This window comes from Mesorhizobium sp. M7A.F.Ca.MR.245.00.0.0, from assembly GCF_003997415.1.
In the GTDB taxonomy this organism is placed as follows: domain Bacteria; phylum Pseudomonadota; class Alphaproteobacteria; order Rhizobiales; family Rhizobiaceae; genus Mesorhizobium.
The window spans coordinates 51,785-52,179 of the sequence record NZ_RZTE01000042.1; the positions used below are offsets into that span (position 1 = coordinate 51,785).

At 54.4% G+C, this 395-nt stretch carries 1 protein-coding gene; it reads right to left on the bottom strand.

The genetic code is table 11. The features are described 5' to 3' along the window. Positions 1-240, bottom strand: a 240-nt coding sequence (locus tag EOB80_RS35615; protein ID WP_245466470.1) for an Rrf2 family transcriptional regulator, incomplete at its 3' end; no start/stop codon positions are given. Positions 241-395: the final 155 nt, after the last annotated feature.

The window sequence follows — 395 nt, forward strand, 5'->3', positions numbered from 1 at the left end:
GATAAGAATTATCCACGATACTATGTATCCACGATAAAGGAGCCGATAGCCACCGGCAGGCCCGGGCACCGATTCCAGGATGCGCGCGGCGCTCAGCATGTTGAGATGCTTCAGCAGATAGCTAGGCGACAGGCCAAAGGCCTCGGCGAGAGCAGCGCCAGGCATGGTGCTGTTCCCCTCCACACTCGCCAGCGTGGCAGCGCAATGGATGGCTGCCTCAACGCCCTCGCCCAGCTTCATTGGATCGGCTCCTTTATCGTGGATACATAGTATCGTGGATAATTCTTATCTGCAATAGAAAAATGCAGAGTCGTCCGCTTTCGAAAAAGGAATACGTTGGTGGCGAAATCGGCGATGACAGTGTCTTTCTCCCCGTCACTATACGGGGAGAAATG